Annotated in this window: 11 protein-coding genes; 5 read left to right on the top strand and 6 right to left on the bottom strand. The window is 46.1% G+C overall.

Features of this window, described 5'->3' with window-relative positions; genetic code table 11:
• Window positions 1–121: 121 nt before the first annotated feature.
• The 4 genes from pruA (at window position 122) to V202x_RS23980 (ending at window position 8,033) form a co-directional block, all read left to right on the top strand.
• The gene (pruA, locus tag V202x_RS23965) at window positions 122–3,142 is read left to right on the top strand and encodes an L-glutamate gamma-semialdehyde dehydrogenase (protein ID WP_145179331.1); all 3,021 of its coding nucleotides are present in this window, start codon (window positions 122–124) and stop codon (window positions 3,140–3,142) included.
• 152 nt (window positions 3,143–3,294) lie between these two features.
• The gene (locus V202x_RS23970; protein ID WP_145179332.1) at window positions 3,295–3,816 is read left to right on the top strand and encodes a hypothetical protein; all 522 of its coding nucleotides are present in this window, start codon (window positions 3,295–3,297) and stop codon (window positions 3,814–3,816) included.
• Between the two features lie 65 nt (window positions 3,817–3,881).
• Window positions 3,882–6,764, top strand: coding sequence for a PQQ-binding-like beta-propeller repeat protein (locus V202x_RS23975; RefSeq protein ID WP_145179333.1), 2,883 nt, complete (start codon window positions 3,882–3,884; stop codon window positions 6,762–6,764).
• A 150-nt stretch (window positions 6,765–6,914) separates the two neighbouring features.
• Entirely contained in the window at window positions 6,915–8,033 is a 1,119-nt protein-coding gene (locus V202x_RS23980; protein ID WP_145179334.1) for a hypothetical protein, read from the top strand.
• 107 nt (window positions 8,034–8,140) lie between these two features.
• On the opposite strand, the gene dnaB is transcribed toward V202x_RS23980, so the two are convergent.
• The 6 genes from dnaB to V202x_RS24010 all read right to left on the bottom strand — a co-directional run bounded on the left by dnaB (window position 8,141) and on the right by V202x_RS24010 (window position 12,736).
• The gene (gene dnaB / locus V202x_RS23985) at window positions 8,141–9,565 is read right to left on the bottom strand and encodes a replicative DNA helicase (RefSeq protein WP_145179335.1); all 1,425 of its coding nucleotides are present in this window, start codon (window positions 9,563–9,565) and stop codon (window positions 8,141–8,143) included.
• A 185-nt stretch (window positions 9,566–9,750) separates the two neighbouring features.
• Entirely contained in the window at window positions 9,751–10,257 is a 507-nt protein-coding gene (gene rplI / locus V202x_RS23990; RefSeq protein WP_145179336.1) for a 50S ribosomal protein L9, read from the bottom strand.
• A gap of 102 nt (window positions 10,258–10,359) precedes the next feature.
• Window positions 10,360–10,851, bottom strand: coding sequence for a single-stranded DNA-binding protein (ssb, locus tag V202x_RS23995; RefSeq protein ID WP_145179337.1), 492 nt, complete (start codon window positions 10,849–10,851; stop codon window positions 10,360–10,362).
• A 94-nt stretch (window positions 10,852–10,945) separates the two neighbouring features.
• Window positions 10,946–11,398, bottom strand: a complete 453-nt coding sequence (gene rpsF / locus V202x_RS24000; RefSeq protein ID WP_232098677.1) for a 30S ribosomal protein S6 — start codon at window positions 11,396–11,398, stop codon at window positions 10,946–10,948.
• Between the two features lie 103 nt (window positions 11,399–11,501).
• Window positions 11,502–12,071 carry an aminoacyl-tRNA hydrolase gene (gene pth / locus V202x_RS24005; RefSeq protein ID WP_145179338.1) on the bottom strand — a complete coding sequence of 190 codons (570 nt, stop codon included), beginning with the start codon at window positions 12,069–12,071 and terminating at the stop codon, window positions 11,502–11,504.
• A 53-nt stretch (window positions 12,072–12,124) separates the two neighbouring features.
• Window positions 12,125–12,736, bottom strand: a complete 612-nt coding sequence (locus tag V202x_RS24010; RefSeq protein WP_145179339.1) for a 50S ribosomal protein L25 — start codon at window positions 12,734–12,736, stop codon at window positions 12,125–12,127.
• 652 nt (window positions 12,737–13,388) lie between these two features.
• Here V202x_RS24010 and V202x_RS24015 point away from each other — a divergent pair.
• Entirely contained in the window at window positions 13,389–18,089 is a 4,701-nt protein-coding gene (locus V202x_RS24015) for a PQQ-binding-like beta-propeller repeat protein (RefSeq protein ID WP_145179340.1), read from the top strand.
• Window positions 18,090–18,125: the final 36 nt, after the last annotated feature.

An 18,125-nucleotide genomic window follows, 5' to 3' on the forward strand; every position in this document is an offset into this window, starting at 1 on the left:
TGACAGGACGTCAGTAATCAAAGTCCTCCGATGTATTATTATCCCTTGTCCAGTGGTCTCAAATAAAATCGAAACCGCACAAGAACAAAGTGCAGACTGCACTCTGAGGCAGGTTATATAAGTGGCACGAAAAAAAGCATCTTCAAGCCTGAATCAAAAATTTGAGCAGCGAACACAGGAGCTTGGCCAACAGATTTGGGGGCTGCTGGAACGTCGCGAACCAACCATGTTTGAAAAACGCTGGTGGGATGATCGAATTCTTTCCTGGGCAATGGCGGATGAATCAGTCAAAGTGCAAATGTTCCGCTTCGTGGATGTCCTGCCGATGCTCCGTTCTCACGAGTCGATCGTCAGCCACCTGCAGGAATATTTTGAAGATGTTCGCAAGCATCTTCCCTGGGCGGCTCGCATTGGGCTTGAATTATCACAGCCAAATTCTGTTTTGGGTCGTGCCCTGGCTTTGAATGCCCGCTCCAATGCCAGACGTATGGCCAGCCGCTTCATTGCCGGTTCAACTGTGGAACAAGTTCATCATACTGTTGATCGACTCAGAAGCGAGAATTTCGCGTTCACGCTCGATCTGCTCGGCGAAGCGGTGATCAGTGAGAAAGAGGCTGAGTCCTACCTGCAAGCTTATCTTGATCTGATCAAGGGACTCTCCCCGCGTGTCAAAAAATGGTCGGAAAACGTACAACTCGACTGGGATAACCAGGGACACCTGCCAAGAACCAATGTTTCGATTAAATTATCGGCCTTATGCAGTCAATTCAAACCAACCGATCCTGTGGGCACAATGGCTGCAGTGCAACCTCGCTTAAAACGGTTACTGCGTTGTGCCATGCAGCATGATGCTTATCTGCATGTCGACATGGAGCAGAATTCTTATAAGCCACTGACCCTGGAGATTTTTAAACAGACTCTGATGGAAAAGGAATTCCGCGATTTCGACAATGTGGGCATTGTGATTCAGGCGTATCAACCCGAGGCCGAAAAGGATCTGAAGGACCTCTTAAAATGGACTAAAAAACGTAAAACCCCGATCTGGATTCGACTCGTCAAAGGAGCATACTGGGATTATGAAACCATCACATCCCAATATCATGGCTGGCCGATTCCCGTGTATCAGGAAAAATGGGAATCCGATGCCAATTTTGAAAAACTGACTCAGATACTGCTGGAAAACTACCAGTGGTTACGTCCTGCTTTTGGTAGCCATAATATGCGGAGCCTGGCCCACGCCATCGCCGTTGCCCATGAACTGGATATTCCCCCTTCCGCTTATGAAATCCAAATGCTGTATGGCATGGGGAAAGAACAGGCCCAGGTCTTTGCAGAAATGGGCCATCGCGTTCGTATTTATACTCCTTTCGGTGAATTAATACCCGGCATGGCCTATCTGGTCAGGCGTTTGCTGGAAAACACGTCCAACGACTCATTCCTTCGACAAAGCTTTAGTGAGCACGTCAATCTGGAGACCTTGATGATGAATCCTTCCGACCATGCCAAACAAACCTCTGAAAAGAACGCTTCAGACGACACAACGAGCGGTTTCCAAAACGAACCGCTTATTGATTTTAGCCTGGAAGAATCCCGCACTCAAATGCAGGAAGCTCTGGAAACTGTCGCAGATCAGCTAGGAAAAGAATACCCACTGTTAATTAATGGTCGTGCAATCGATACCAAAACCACAATTACGTCTCGCAACCCATCGCACCACGATGAAGCAGTGGGTACGGTCTCATCAGCCTCAGCCGATGATGCCATCGATGCCATTGATGCCGCCCGTCGTGCTTTTCCGTCATGGTCAAAAACAGAGCCACAGTATCGGTCTGAATACCTCGAACTGATCGCCGCCAACATGCGTCGACGGCGTTTCGAGCTGGCCGCCTGGATCGTCTACGAATGTGGTAAGCCGTGGGAAGAAGCAGATGGTGATGTCGCAGAAGCCATTGACTTTTGCATGTACTATGCCAACCAAATGCGTCGACTGGCAGAGCCTCTGAACTGTAATGTTCCCGGCGAAGAAAACGCTTATTTCTATCGCCCCAGGGGAACTGTCGCCGTGATTGCTCCCTGGAACTTCCCACTGGCGATTCTGACAGGCATGACCGCGGCCGCATTGGTCACTGGAAACACAGTCGTCATGAAGCCGGCAGAGCAATCATCAGTCGTTGCTGCGAAACTCATGGATTTGATTCATGAATCGGGTATTCCGGATGGCGTTGTTAATTTTCTCCCCGGGATCGGTGAAGAAGTCGGTCCGGAACTGGTAGGCAGTCCCGATGTAGAACTCATCACCTTTACCGGCTCGCGTGATGTAGGCCTGGCAATCAACGAATCGGCATCAGAAACAGACCTTAGACAGAACATGGTTAAACGAGTCATTGCCGAAATGGGTGGAAAAAATGCGATCATTATTGACGATGATGCCGATCTCGATGAAGCCGTTCTCGGTGTGATGCATTCCGCATTTAATTACGCAGGTCAGAAATGTTCTGCCTGCTCACGAGTCATCGTCCTGGAATCGATTCATGACACATTTGTAGAACGTCTGGTGGAGGCCACTAAGAGCCTGAAAATTGGCCCTGCTGAAGAACCGGGAACCATTGTTGGACCGGTCATCGACGAAGATGCCAAACAGAGAATTCTTGAATACATTGAAACAGGGAAAGAGGAAGCAACACTGGCATTGGCCTGTGAGGCAACAGAACTGAACGAAGAAGGATATTATGTCGGCCCTCATATTTTCACAGACGTCGATTCCACATGCCAGATTGCACAAGAAGAAATTTTTGGACCGGTTCTGGCTGTTATGAAAGCAGACGATATGGACGAAGCGATCTCGATTGCCAACGACACCCCGTATGCATTAACGGCAGGTATCTATAGTCGCAGCCCGGCTAATCTGAACAGGGCCAGACGTGATCTGGTTGCCGGCAACATTTATTTGAATCGTAACATCACCGGTGCAATGGTCGAACGGCATCCATTCGGCGGTTTCAAAATGTCAGGTATCGGCAGCAAAACAGGCGGACCGGATTACCTGCTCCAATTTCTGATTCCCGTTAATGTCACCGAGAACACAATGCGTCGCGGATTTGCACCCACGGCCGTCGGCGACGATTCTGAGGAAGAACAATAACGGAACAGCAAGACAGTCAGAAAACGCTTATCCGTAACATGACAACTTGTTTTTCACATAGACAAAATCACGCTTTAGAAATAGGACAAAATATAAGTTCCGATAAGCAGAACCTGAATCCAGCTACCTCTTAGTTAATAGGGCTCCTGTAGTTGCAAGCACTTAAAATAGTTTTATTTAGCATCATTGCAGCAATCGTATTCGGCATCATTCACGATCAATTTACAGTTAGAATCTGCTTAGAGTATTTCACTATTGGTCACCCAATAATTTTCAATACCACTTCACCTACACTTCTTGCCTTAGGCTGGGGTATAATTGCAACATGGTGGGTTGGACTGATCCTTGGCTGTCTTTTGGCAACCTCTGCCAGAGTCGGTAAAAAATCAAAATTAACATTGTCTCAAATAATGCCTGACATATTCAAATTACTTGCTCTTATGGGTATTTTCTCTTTTATCGCGGGCATCACTGGGTACATTCTCGCAAGTCAAGGTGTGGTGCACCTCGTTGAGCCAATGTTTAGTAGAGTGCCTGCTACAAAACATGTTGCGTTTCTCACAGATCTTTGGGCACATAGCGCCAGTTACCTTATTGGCGTACTGGGTGGCATCGTTTTAACTATAAAAATTTGGCGTTCGCGTACTGAATCAAAAGTGCCCAAATCGCCCTAACAAAGCGATGCCGCGAAACTGGAATTTCTCATAAAATCCAACTCCAATAAGAATCAATTTGAACAATGCACAACCTCATATCCCAGCGTTTTTATCCTCTGATCGTATCATGGTGCTTTGTCATTGCTTTAATGATGGGCTTGGATAATGCCAACAGTAGTGACTGGCCGATGTGGCGTCAAAATGCGGGGCGAACCGGGGTAACAACGGAATCACTGCCTGAAACACTCTCGCTGAAATGGGTACGAAAGTTGCCAGAAATCACGCCTGCGTTTCACAATGCACGTTTGCAATTTGATGCCGGTTATGAACCAATCGTGGCTGATGGCGTTCTGCTCATCGCGTCTTCCCGTAACGATTCGGTCACGGCGTACGAAGCAGCGACAGGCCGTGAACTCTGGGTGTATCATACAAATGGGCCAGTCCGATTCGCCCCTGCAGTCTGGAAGAATTACGTCTGCTTTGGATCTGACGATGGCTTTCTCTATTGTGTTGAACTGTCAACGGGAAAGTTACGTTGGAAACACCGTGCAGTACCTAACGAACGGCGTTTGCTTGGAAATCAACGTTTGATTTCGGTGTGGCCTGTCCGCGGCGGGCCAGTCGTGTCAGAGGGTATTGTCTACTTCGCCGCAGGCGTCTGGCCATTTGAGGGGGTTTTCGTCTATGCAATGGATATCGCAACGGGCAAAGTGATCTGGCGGAACGAGCGACTCGGATATCTGTTCGGACAACAGCCACACAATACGAAAGCGATTGGAGGTCTGGCGCCGCAAGGCTATCTGATCATCAATGGCGATGAATTGATTGTGCCCTGCTCAACAGCATACCCGGCGCGGTTGAATCGGAAAACAGGCGAATTAATTGAATTTAAGCTACCCAATGAGGGAGGCTTTCCCGGGGGCTGGTTTGCTGCTCTTGATCCTGAAGACGCTAAAGCGATACGGCGTGGAAAACTGGCCTTCGACAAAGTAGTAAATAGCCAACGGCACGAAGATAAAGTACGTAAGGGATTGGGCAAAGAAAGTATTAGCCGTGTCATTCGTGCTGGCGACCGTTCCTTGAAGTTCGACGACAAACTAGATGGCGTTGAAGGAGTAATCCACTCAATGATCGTTGCCGATGGTCGGCTCTTTGTCGCGACGCGAAACGGAAAACTCTACTGTTTTGAAGAGCAGAAAGGAGTGAAGTCGACACCAGTCAAACAGTGGCAAGAGAGTGTCACTCCACTGACCACAACACCACAATCGACCCGGTTCGTAAAAGCATTGATTCAGGAATCTGCTGGGCCTCAAGGAATCGCATTGGTGGTCGGACTGAAAAATGGCTCGCTCGTTAAGGCTCTGCTAAAAGAATCAAACTATCACGTCATCGCCTTTGATCATCACACTGATCGAGTCGATCAACTTCGTGGTGAACTACAAAGAGCTGGACTCTATGGAACACGCGCCGCGGTCATCGAATGTGATCCGAAGCAAGTCACCTTGCCTCCCTATCTGGCTCGTGTCATTCTGACAGAAACACCAGAACAAGTCGCTAAATCCTGGAGCCTAATACTGCAGTCTCTCCGACCATTTGGCGGAATTGCTGCATTGGGAATCAAGCATCACACCGGCATTACTAACGATCTTAACCTAAAATCTCTCAAGCCGGGTAATTTCGAACTCTCCGAGTTTGAACTGACAAACACAGAACCATCCGAATTCGAGGAGCAGGCACTGGTACGGCGTGTTGGCGCTTTGCCAGGCACAGCCGATTACAGAGGAAACTACGAACACTGTAAAGATACACTCGTCCGTTTTCCGCTGGGCGTACTCTGGTTTGACGATACGCTCGCGCACTTCAAACGCTCACCACAACCCCATTTCTTTGACGGAATAATGGTATCTCGTCCTAAAGACTGGCATGCCACACGCGTCAAGGGTGACTGGTCTATCGACTATCCTTTAAACCGCTCTGTTCTCTCTGATATCTACACTGGCCGTGTACTTGAACCATCAGAACAAACCACTTTACGCAAGAATCTGGCGGCGAACCCAACAGGGCCACAGCCAAGTTACTATCACGCACCACACCAAAAGACAATGTTGCACCCTGACCCGCCAGTCGCGGGAGAACGCATCAACCCGCTGACGGGCCTGAAAGAACCACGTGCATTCCCAAAAATGTATGGCTGTGATGGCGGAGTCGATTATGGATTATTCTATACACTAAGAAGCGGAACGGCTTCCTACTACGACAAGACACTGGAAAGCGGAACGGTTTTTATCAGTGGACCGCGTAGTGGTTGCTCCAACAGCATTATTCCTTCGGGTGGATTGCTGAACGTCCCTTATTTTTATGAAGGTTGTACCTGTAGTTATCCACTCCCCGCTGGTTTGTCTATGGTGGCTATGCCTGAAAGTTTTGAGCAGTGGTCATCGTGGGGTGAAGACAAAATCAAACCCGCCTCCATACAGCGGATTGGCTTGAATTTCGGAGCACCCGGTGATCGGAAAACACGCGCTGGAACGCTCTGGCTCGATTATCCTTCTATCGGCGGCCCCTCTCCCCAAATCAGAGTCGAAACAAAACCAAAGAATCCCAAGTACCGTTATCGGCACACAAACTGGATGCAAGGTGACAACGAATGGCCGTGGGTTGCCGCGTCTACAGTGAAAGGACTCCAGGAACTGACATTACATGATCTCAAACCAGGAACTTATACCGTCAAGCTCTACTTTGCCGAAGTTGACGACATTCAACCCGGACAACGAAAGCAGACGATTTCTTTGCAAGGACAGCCTGTCCTGAGTGACTTCGACATCATCGCAGAAGCGAAACATTCGATGACAGGTATTACTCGTCAAATTGAAAACATCAAGGTTGACGGCACTTTGACGATGACCTTACAGGCAATAACAGGAAAGTCTCTCATCAGCGGAATCGAGATCACTAGAGCTCCCTAAAACGAAAACCATACTTACTGTAGACCCAATAAGTTTTCGAAAATCGCACTAGACAATGAACCACAATATGGACAAAGAGTCAGAACATACAATATAATTAACTGTTGTGCGCTTTGTCTGTTATTGCCCCCCTCAGAGTTGAGATTACTAATGATCCCCCACAATAGATCTTACGATATCAATCGGCGTCCCACTTTGCAGTTTTTTGTGATGATGCTCGTACTTTTTTCGATCCTTTGTCTCTATCCATCAGGAATCTTCGCCCAAAAACCTCCTCAATCAGATCCCTTCGATGTTGAGGTTCCACTGGAGTTTTCCGAAGTGAGGAAGGCGTTAGACAGAGACGACTATGACCAGGCGCTTAAGCTGCTCTCAAACCTGCGAATCAAGTCTGTGAAAGAGAAAAACAAAGTGCTTCAAGAAGAAGTTATATCAACGATGAAACAAGTCAATCAGCAAAAACGGGAGTTTGCAAAAGTTCGCCAGTCATATGAAACACTGAAAAAGAAATCGATTGATCCTAAGGCGTATAAACAGGTTGGGGATTTTTACTGCGCAGTAAAAGCTGATTGGAAAAAAGGCCTACTGCTGCTTTCTAAGTCCAGCAATCCTGCGCTTCGTCAGACAGTCCTAGCTGATTTAAAGCGTCCCACCATTCCTGCTCAACAGGCACAATTAGCAGATGCCTGGTGGAAACTGGCGGCGCAAGAAAAGGGAAACGTCCGAAAAGCGTATCAATTGCGAGGACGCTACTGGTATTTACACGCACGCCCTCGTTTACCAATCAAGGAACGTGTTGGGCGAGAAAAAAAATTACAACAAATTATCATAGAAGCTGACAAAATTGTGATCTGGAATCAGCATAACGGAAGTTATTCAGATCGTGGTACGACTGAATGTATTGTGACACTCCTCTATAAAGGTAAGTCGGTTTGGCGGCAAAAAGCTCAGATACCATGGGAACCCGATACCCCGGCAAATCGAGTTTTACGGCCTCCCCACGTTCGATTCGATCAGGTTCGTATTGATGTGACCAAGATACGTGGTAAAGGTGGCGGGCTGGGTGAGGTTGAAGTTTTCGACGGGAATATTAATGTCGCGCGTAACTGTTCGACAATCTCAAACGGGTATTGGGAAAAGAATCCATCATTCCATCCCAATAATCTAACCAACGGAAACGAGACAGGACAATCAGGTTTTTGGCTGTTGGACAATGACCAAAAAGGCTGGGCATTGGTTGACATGATTAACTTCCTACAGCAGCCGTGAAAGCGCCTGCGACTATAGGAGTATGGAGTATTCACTGCTGAAATTACTCCGCTCACCAAATTGGAATATGCTCCTCGTTTGATTTTCAATTCTCAGCTACCTCGGCATTAACCGAATCCACCGCCATCGTCGCCCATGTAGCCTCCTTCGGGAACATCCAGATTGGAATAGTTTCCAAAGCGCATCGACTCTTTCATCCAGGTTAAGTTGACAATGCCGGTCGGTCCACTACGGTGCTTGGCGACGATCACTTCCGCCAGACCGGGATGATCTTCGGGATCGTAAGCGTCCGGGCGGTGCAGGAACATAATCAAGTCGGCATCCTGTTCGATGGCACCACTCTCACGCAGGTCAGCCAGACGAGGACGTTTGTCTTCGCGTAATTCCACACCACGGTTTAACTGAGCTAAGGCGATGATCGGAACATTCAATTCCTTACAAAGCCCCTTGAGTCGACGGGTAATCTGCGCAATCTGCTGTTCGCGAGGCGTCGCTTTATCTTCCGGTTCGATCAATTGTAAATAGTCGATAATGATCAAACCGAGGTTATTGAGTCGTTTCAATCGGCGACAGATCGCGCTGATTTCCTGTATGGTACGTCCTGGTTTATCATCAATAAACAAGGGGCACTCGCTGAGTTCGGACGAAGCTTCAATCAAACGATGTCGCTCGTCATCTTCCAGGTCACCAGCTCGTAAAGAATGACCATTCACGCCCGAGCGAATACAAAGAAATCGTTCAGCGAGTTCGAGTTTGGACTGTTCCAGACTGAAAATGATGGTCGCAGCTCCGCCATCATCGGCCGCTGATTCTGCAATGTTACAAACCAGCGCCGTCTTTCCCATACTGGGGCGTGCCGCCAGAATGATCAACTCAGAAGGTTGGAATCCATTAATCTGCGTATCAAGATCAATGAAACCAGTCGTTAATCCGGTAAGCATCCCTTCTTTTTGTGACCGTTCATGAATTCGATCAAAGGTTTCCATCAGGATATCTTTGATCTCGAGCTTATCACCTTCCCCCTGTTGTTCCAAGATGCTGAAGATACTCTGCTCTGCTTTATTTAAGACATCCAGTGTGTCTCCCTGTGGTGCATAACTTTCTCGAATGATTTCCGTGCAGGAATGAATCAGAGTGCGTTGGACCGATTTGTCCCTGACAATTTTAGCATAATATTCTGCATGGGCCGCATGCGGAACACTTTCCAGAATTTCATGTAAATAAAGAACCCCACCCGCTTCTTCGAGCTCGCCTTTCGAGTCGAGTTCTTCTGCGACAGTAAGTGCGTCAATCCCACGAACACCAGAATCATGTAATCGTAAAACGGCAGCATAAATTCGGGAATTCTTCTCGCTATAAAAGTGATTGGCTTTGACAATCTGAACTAGATCGTCAATCACAATATTATCCAAAAGAATGCTGCCCAATACTCCCTTTTCTGCATCCAGATTTTGAGGAGGTACTTTGCCGAACAACTCTTCGACAGATTCCGGTTTAGAGCCGCGAAAATTCTTTTTTCCGGCAAATGACATAACCATCCCCTGGCTTCGTAGGTGTTTTGATGCGTGAACGAGGTCGTAGAACTGTTTAACAACCGGAGAAAAGACTCTACCCCGCTGTCTCGATCATATAAAACAAAAAGAGGCCCGGCAATATACCGGACCTCTCTCTTATTCAGGAAAATCAGAGTGACATTAATCAGCCAGTCAAACTGAGCTTATTTTTTCTCGGCAGCAGGCACAACCCAAACCTTAACCTCTGTTTTTACTTTTTCGTGTAACTGCAATTTGACAGTGTACATCCCTAATTCCTTGAGAGGACCTTCCAGACGAACACCTTCCGCATCAACATCAAAGCCCCCCTCTTTCAGGGACTTACTGATATCAACGGCAACGATGGACCCATAGAGATGACCATCTTCGTTGGCATTTGCTTCCATTGTCACACTGTGCTTACTCAGTTTTTCTGCGAGTGCTTTCAAGGATTTGAGTCGATCTTTTTCCAGTTCTGCCAGTCGTTTCTGATGCTGAACGACCATACGCTCATTGTGTTCAGTAGCAATTGTCGCCAAACCATAAGGCAACAAAAAGTTACGAGCATAGCCTGGCTTCACTCGTACAATATCACCTTGATCGCCAAGGTGATTGACTTTTTCTGCTAACAAAACATCAACAGATGATTTTGAACTACCAATAACAGAGGTACTACGTCGTTTGCGAACCATTATCAATCACTTCCGTAACTTACTGTGTTATACAAGTTATACAATTTTTTTAATAACAAGCTGTGATATGCTTTCAATGACCGATTTTCGAATGTCATCCCGTTAGAAAGGAACATCGTCATCGGGCATTCCACCACCACTGGGTGCGTCATCATAAAATGAATCAGCAGCGTTGGCGGCACCACCTTGAGCAGGCGTGTTGCCTCCGGAAGCATGTCCACCACCGGATCTGCCACCGCCTCCACCACCAGATTCACCTCGGCCTCCCAGCATCGTCATATTCTCGCCAACCACTTTGAGCTTACTACGTTTTTGACCTGACTCTTTATCATCCCACTGGTCAAGTTGTAAACGACCTTCAATTAGAACAGAACGTCCCTTTGTCAGATATTCACTGGCAACTTCTGCAGTGCGCCCCCATAGCGTGACATCAACGAAAGTTGTCTCTTCCTTGCGGGAATTGGAGTTCTTATCAAACCAACTACGATTGACGGCAAGCCCAACTTCAGCAACCGCACTTCCCCCTGGTGTGTAGCGCACCTGAGGATCTCGTGTTAAATTACCGACTAATATAACTTTGTTAAAACTGGCCATCACCGGCCTCCCTGAAACAAAATGTTCTGAGCTTGAACTCTCTGAAAGTAACGATATTCAAAAACGATGCAAAAAGAAGAAATGACAATGACTATTATTCGTCGACATCATCAATTGCATCATAATCGGGAGCTTCCAGATCAATATCAACTTTTTCTTCTTTCACTTCTTCAATCGGTTGCGGTTCAGCAGATGTTGCAGGATCAATTGCGGCTACCATCGCATCAAACAAAGTTAGTGGCTGTTTGATCACCAACTGACGAATGACAATATCGCTCAAATGGCAAGCACGGGTAATGACATCCATCCCACTGCCAGGCATTTTGAAATAAACCAGATAGTGCAGCCCTTTCATGTGCCCTTCAATTTCATAGGCAAGCTTCCCATCCTGCCAGGGACGGTGAGCTACGACTTCTGCACCTGCTTTTTCTAAAATTTCCATCAAGTGGGAAATGGTTCCTTCGTGATCAGCAGCAAACTTGCCACTGTCCAACAGGAACATTCCTTCATAATTGACCATAACCGCTTTTTTCTCTGCTACAGACAAGACTTTTCTCCCGAAATAATTTGGCCCGCTTACTGACCAGATTGACGATCAAATTCTTATTTTATATTAGTTATACCAGCCGGTTGAAAATCAAACCGGGACATCATGATTCAGGTGAGTTCACCTGATTCATGGCAATTTCAAGTCCATTTTGAACCCAACACTCAATCCCACTTGCAGCAGAATGTACTGCCTGAGTGATGAGCTCAGATTCATTAGGTGAAAAACGCCCCAATACATAATCCGCGCCTGAAAAACCCGCGGGTGGTCGTCCCACTCCGATTCTTAAACGGGGAATATCCTGGGTATTCAAGCTCTGAATGATGTTTTGTAACCCTTTTTGACCACCGGCCGAACCAGCTCCCCGCATGCGAAGCCGTCCAACTGGTAAGTTCATATCATCACAAACTACCATTAAATCAGTCGAAGGTAGTTTGAAAAACTTTACCAAAGCCGCAACGCAGCGGCCACTTAAATTCATAAAAGTTTGCGGTGCAACCAGTAAAACTTTATCATCCGCAAACGAAAACTCACCCAACTCTGCCTCAAATTGACTCTTGAAACTGGATATGTTATGCCAGCCCGCCAATTCAGACAGAACGTCAAAACCAACATTGTGGCGCGTTCGCTCGTATTTTTTACCGGGGTTTCCCAGCCCTACGACCACTTTCACAGCACCACCTGTTAGACATTTGACTCAAGCTATATTTATTATTCTCCCAATTACTATTCTGCTGTTACCTCGGGAGTTTCTTCTTCTGTCGCTACGACTTCCTCTTCTCCCTTAGGAGCAATCACATGGACTACGACCTGATCTTCGGGATGGTGTAGTTTGGCCCCACGAGGCACCTCCACATCACTAATGTGAATTGAATCACCAATCTCCAGTGTGTTGATACGAATTGAAATGTTGTCCGGAATATTATGGGCCAAACAGTCCAACTCCAGGGAGTGCAAAGGCTGCTCCAGCACACCACCAGACGTAACTCCAGGCGAAGTTCCTCGCAATCGAACCTGAACTTCGACGGTCACACGTTCTGAAGCATTAATACGCATTAGATCCACATGCAAAATATGATTACCGAAGGTATCCCATTGGATGTCCCTCAGCATTGTTTCTTCGACTTGACCATCCAGATCAATTTCAAAAACCCGTTCACGGTTCTTGATGAGATTCTGCAAATCAGTATCTTCGACGCTAATATGGGCAGGCTCCTGACCATGGCCATAGACGACAGCAGGAATTCGGCCCGCTCGACGTACACGGTTACTTTCAATCGACCCTAATTTATCCCGCTTGAAAGCACTGATTTTCTGCAATACAAAATCGTCTGACATTTCCCAACATTCCTAAAGTAGCAATCCGTCTTAATATGCGAATTAACTCTACCAATAAAGATATTTTGACTCTAAAAACCTAACAATATGTGTCTAAGCCCTTGGGTGGCCGGTAAATTCCTCAAAGTCAAGCGTTACCGACCTGGGTAAGTGGTTGTATTTGCTTGTGACTTCAGGTGTAAACACAGCGTTCCAAGCCAGAACCTCTGGCCGGTCTTTCACTAATTTGTGATAGTTGAAGCGTGCAAAAATAACTTCCCGCAAGGAAATCTGCAACCGATTCCCGCCCCTATCTTCGTTGAAAGTCATAAGACAACCTGATTTTCTGATTTCTTTCACACCATACAAGCCCCCTCTATCGCATTTCTCCTTCATGACCGACCCACAACATATACATTTAGACACACCCACATTACAATAACGATAGTAATGAGCCCCAAATAACATAGTCATAAAGCGAAAGAGTCTTAGAATCCTCTAGTTTACGTATTGGCTCAATGAAAACAGGCTGTAGAATAGAAAAGTGTTCTTGAGAATATGCAAATCTCCCGAATCTTAAATATAAAAGTCACCTTGGGATAAACGCCCTGTTTACCAGCAGCAGTGCTGATATGATTCATTTGGACCTGTCATGAGTCCAGAAGGCTAGCTGATGCATTCATTTAATCGAATTCTGATAATTGCCCTAATTGTCTCAACCTGCCAGGCCTTTCCACAAATGACTCATGCGCAGGCAGCTGACGAGAAAGATGAAGTCTTTGAGCACAATGAACCCAACCAACAAGCTAAGCCTCTGAATGAATTAAAAAAGATCATTCAAGGCTGGTTCGGTCAGGCCAAGCCGGCTCGAGTGCAGTTGGCAAGTCCGACCACAAAATCAAAAGACCATGCACACTATCGTTTCCCTCAAGACCTGGAACAGGAACGGCGATTTAAAAGCACCCAACAATTGATTGATGACCAGCAATGGGAGGCAGCCCGGGAAAAACTGCAACTGATGCTTGAAAACAGCCTCAATCTCCCAGTGCATGTGAAGGGTCATCGCGCTTTAATCACTGATCGGGAATTAATCTATCAACTTCTGGAACGCCTACCTGCTGAAGAACGTGAGAAATTCAATCGCCAGTATCACGCATTGGCAGAAAAACTGTTTACCGATGCCCAATTAAATCAAGCGTCTCCGGAAATCTATGCGGAGATTGCTACTCGATTTGCTACAACAACCTTCGGTTTTAAGGCAATGAACTATCTCGTTTCGTATCACATCGACCGGGGTGAATTCGGCCTGGCTGAGCTATACATACAACGGCTCTTGAAATATCGGGCGCCGATTACAGAATCTTCTCAGTGGAGAACCAAAGCCGCCTTTGTTCTTAAACAAACAGGAAAGCAATCCCTGATCGCAGAATTATTGAGCTCCGGAAGAGACGCCACACAAACAGATGAGACAATCGAAATTGCAGGTAGCCTGCAAATTCCTGAAGAATGGCTGAGCAAGCAAGTTGTCCTTAATTTAGCTTCGAACCTGCTACTCGATGAATGGCCAATGCTGTTAGGGTCACCCAACCGCTCTGCGCGTGCACAGAATGCAGACCCACTGCTGATACCCCGCTGGTCATCAGGCATCACTTCAAATCATTCGATCCAATCACAGTTAAAACTCATCCAGGATGATTTACAAAGTTTAAATCGCGCTACAATTCCCGCACTCCCCGCACTGGCGATCAACGGGAAAATTGTGTTCCGCACTCTGAAGGGGGTTCAGGTTCTCAATGCCCAAACAGGAGATCCCCTTTGGGAGTCCGCGCTCGAAAACTCTCCGGAAGCATCATATATTGCATCACAACTAAAAGGAGTGAATATCCCTCAAGCACGCGGTCTGTTTGATCCCGTTCCCGCGAAACAAACGCTGGCTGCCTATACTGGTACTAATCCAGACCATCATGCGTTGACCAGCTTAATCTTTAGAAATGCCAATTGGGGTAGTCAGAGTAGTGATGGCCAACATCTATTTATTATCGAAAACATGCGATTGAACTTTCAATCTTCTCCATCCTATCGCAGTTTTAACCGCTTTGGCCGAAGGAACAATTCATCGCAACGCACTTTGTGGTCATCGAATCAAATCGTCGCCTATGATTTAAAATCGGGACAACCGGCCTGGAAAGTGGGTGGCACGAAATTTGATGAACCCTTTGATCTACCTCTGGCGGGAACGTTTTTCTTTGGCGCACCTACGCCAGCAGGCAATGAACTTTATGTCGTTGGTGAACGAGATCGGGAAATTCGTGTTTATGCTCTCGACCCACAAACTGGTGAAGAACGCTGGTCGCAACAGATCGGCAATCCAGACCAGGACATAGAAACTGATATGGTCAGACGCTGGTGGATTGCGCCAGTGACCGTCGATCAAGGGGTACTGATCTGTCCTACAAACATTGGCCTGCTGACCGCCATTGATCGACTAAATCACTCAATTCTGTGGTCAACACAATACGCCAGTGTACCAACAAATCATTCTGGGAATCGTTTTAATCGTATTAGCCAGACAGCCGTTGAAACGCTCGGGCAACGCTGGTGCCCTTCAGCTCCTGTGATTTCCAAAAACAAAGTAATTTATACTCCACCCGATGAAAAAGCTTTGATTTGTCTCGATCTAATCACGGGAACCCCCTGTTGGACAAAACGGGCTAAAGAAACTTTTCTGTACTTAGCAGGTGTTGTAGATGATCACATTCTATTGGTTGGCTTGAACGGGGTCACATCAATCTCTCTGACGAACGGTAAAAAGATCTGGAATAAAGCATTCCAAAGTTCAGCTGGTCCCCCTTCCGGGCAGTCTGTGATTGCAGACAAACGCTTGCATGTTCCGTTGCAAAGTGGTCAGGTATGGACGTTTGACGTCGACTCGGGAAAGGTGATTAATAAAATCTTCAGCACAAAAGATGCGCCGCCTTTAGGCAATTTAATTATTTATGAAGGACAATTTCTGTCGCTCAGCGGGTCTGGTCTGGTTAGTTATGAACAAAAAGAGACTTTCGAAGCAAAAATCAAGCAGATCAAGGAAGAAAACTCGCAAAGTTCATTAGCTCTGTATAAAGAATCTAAATTGTTGATGATGAGCCATCGCTACCAGGACGCTCTGGCTAAACTGGAACAAATTGATATTCTGGAACTTCCAACCAAACATCGGCAGAACTTTCATGATTTAATCGTGAACTGCTTAAGTTCCCTGATTCGATCTGATTTTCAAAAATATGATCAACTCGTTAACCAGCTAAGCCAACGTGTCCGTTCAGAGAAAGAACGCATCGAACTGAAAAGATTACTTATTGAGCGTTTCATTGTCAGACAACAGCATACCGATGCTCTTGACCTCATATTGGAATTGTCAAACGCCCCTGAAGAAACGTTTTTTCAAACTGCGAGTACGGAATTACGTATTGACTATTGGCTTGCTAGTAAAGCCTTGGAACTCTGGAATCAGACAGGCCCATCGAACCGCGAACAGATTACCTCGAAAATCAGCCTCAGAGCGCAACAAATCTTAGGTGCTGAACCATTACAACAAAAACGATTCCTCAATCAATTTGGATTTCATGATGCCGCTCTTCCCGTCCTGAAACAATTAATCGAATCGGCACTGCAATCCGACCAATTCTATGAAGCAGAATTGTGGCTCACTCGACTGATGAAGCACAAAAGCCCACAAGTTTCAGCGCAAGCTCTGGCCCGCATGGTAGACCTTTGCTTGAAATTCAATTTGACTCAGGATGCCGGATACTACCTGGATCAGCTTTCACAATACGATCAAAGTCTGACAATTTTGGACAACAGAACCATTGATCAATTTCTGAAGCAGAAGCGAAGCAGGCTGAATTCCGATTTTGAAAAAAACAAACATAATCCCTGGCAACCCCAAAAACTCAAACTGATTGTCGCCGGCTCAGACAGATCACGGTCCAGGTATTATTCTTCCAGAAGACTTCCACTCAATACGAAAGCATCCAGTTTACCTTTCTACCAGTCAAGAACACTTGCAGTCAGCTCAAAAGAAAACCGCCTGACGATGAGCATGCCTTATAACAATCGCTTAATCTGGTCGACGCCTTTACGGTCTTCACTGGGGTCACGTTCATCGAGCTTGAATGAAAGTGAAATTGTAGGCCATAACTTAATTCTTCAACATCGCGATATGCTGCATTTTTACAATCTAGTCGATCAGAAACTGATCTGGAGCAAGAAGCTGGAAAAAAAGCGAACCAGCGGTTATTACTCAAATTCCTATACTCGGCTTCGACCGGCTCATCTGGCGAGTGCGACAACTCTGTTACACCAGCATCATCCTTCTATAGCAGTACGAACCAAAGGAATGATTGCTGCCGCTAATGCAGACTATACTTGTTATTACAGCCGCCGAAAAATTGTGCTCGTTGATACAAGAACTGGAAAAGTACGCTGGACTCATGACAACCTCGATCAAGAAACCAGAGTCCTTGGAGATGACCGCCTGATCTATCTGGTCACTCGAGATCGAGTCACCAGAAAAATCCTACGTGTCAGCGATGGACAACAGACAGATTTAAAAAACATAAATCATTCTCTCCAAAATGTCATCTATCAAAACGATTCTGCATTTGTTGCAATTGAATCAGAGTCAAACGGAAAGAAAAAAGAGCAAACTTCGATCTACAGCTTTCATTCACAGTCAACAGAACATCTCTGGGATCTGGATTTTCCCAAAGACTCGCTCTTTGGAATTTTTGATTACCATTATCTCTCTGTTTTGAGCCCTTCAGGAGAACTGTTCCTTGTCGATCTACGCACAGGTAAAAAGTCGGTTTTAGAATCCATTCCCCCAGCCGAACTCAAAAAATATCGAAATTTCTATCTTATCTCAGATGGGAAATACATTTACTTTGTCACCCATTCTCAGTCAAGTAACTCCATTTCCGTGAATGCTCCTTCAATTCCCATCAATGGAGTGCTTTATGTTTTCGATCGCCAAACTGGGAAGAAAATTTGGAATCAATCATTTAAGAAACAACATCTTGTTCTAAACACACAAAATCTGTTACCTGTCATTTTACTTGTCTCAAGAGACTATAAGCGTACGGGAAACCGTGCCACCAGTATTGTGCATCTGCAAGCCGTGGATAAGCAAACAGGAAAAAACCTACTCACCTGGAAAGCGCCCCTTGGCTCCAATATCCATACAGTTGCCGTAGATCAACGGCAAAAAATCATTGAAATTCTAACACATAATGCACGAATTCGATTATACGACACAGATGTATTAGCGAACGGCGCCCCGATTGCTCCTGTTCTGGAACAACTACCAGAAAAGAATTAGAAAATCCACTTGCTAAACAAACTGTCTAAAAATACA

The organism is Gimesia aquarii (genome assembly GCF_007748175.1).
Classification (GTDB): domain Bacteria; phylum Planctomycetota; class Planctomycetia; order Planctomycetales; family Planctomycetaceae; genus Gimesia; species Gimesia aquarii_A.